Genomic DNA, 1018 nt, shown 5'->3' with positions numbered 1-1018 from the left:
CAACGTCGCTCGGGTAGCTGAAGATCGTTTATGATCTCGATCTTGTGCCGAGAGATCACATAGTTGGTGAGACGTACCCGGAGCGGATCCGGATGGGGTTGCTGTCGCGGACCTTCACGTCCGACTTGGTCGACTTCGTGGTCGATGAGGCCGGTGCCCGTGAGGAGCGGACGAAGTCGCTGCCCGCCCGGCTGATGGTGTACTTCGTGCTCACGATGTGGCTATTCACGGGCAGTGGGTACGGTCTGGTGCTGCGGGAGTTGGTGGAGAACTGGCCGCGCCGGGCCGGTGAGGGTTGGCGGCCGGCGCGCACGGGGTCGCTGACCGAGGCCCGTCAACGGCTGGGGCCCGGCCCGTTGCGGTTGCTGTTCGACCGGGTGGCCGGGGTCAGCGGGAGTGCGGCCACGCCCGGGGCGTTCTGGCGCGGGCTGCGGCTGACCTCGCTGGACGGCTCGCTGTTCGACGTGCCCGCCAGCGAGGCCAATGCCGCGGCCTACGGCCGGTCCGCCAACGGCCATCGGCCCGGGCCGTTCCCGCAGGTGCGACTGCTCGCGCTGGTGGAGTGCGGCACCAAGGCGATGATCGGCGCGGTCTTCGACTCCTTCGCGGTGGGCGAGCGGACCCTGGCCCACCGTCTGCTGGTCCATCTGCGCGGCGGGATGCTGCTGATGGCCGACCGGGGCTTTCCCGCCTTCGACCTGTGGCGGGCGGCGGCACAGACCGGGGCCCAACTACTGTGGCGCTGCTCGGATTCCTTCACCCTGCCCGTCGACCGGATACTGCACGACGGCACCTACCTCTCCCACCTCAACGGGCCGCGCGGGAAGCGGACCACGGTGCGGGTGGTCGAGTACACGGTGACCACCTCGACTCCGGACGAGTCCGGCGTCAGCGAGGAGACCTCCGAACTGTTCTGCCTGATCACCACGTTGCTCGAACCTCAGACGGCGCCCGCCGCCGAACTCGCGGAGCTCTACACCTCGCGCTGGACCAGCGAAACGATCTTCAAGCACATCAA

The 1018-nt window shown here is 68.5% G+C and carries 1 protein-coding gene; it reads left to right on the top strand.

From position 1 onward, the window contains the following. Window positions 1–92: 92 nt before the first annotated feature. A partial coding sequence (locus ACFU5K_RS32055) for an IS4 family transposase (protein ID WP_384068308.1) occupies window positions 93–1018 on the top strand: 926 nt, incomplete at its 3' end.

It is taken from the genome of Streptomyces sp. NPDC057428, from assembly GCF_042803195.1.
Classification (GTDB): Bacteria; Actinomycetota; Actinomycetes; order Streptomycetales; family Streptomycetaceae; genus Streptomyces.
This window is presented reverse-complemented; position numbering and strand designations above follow the sequence as displayed.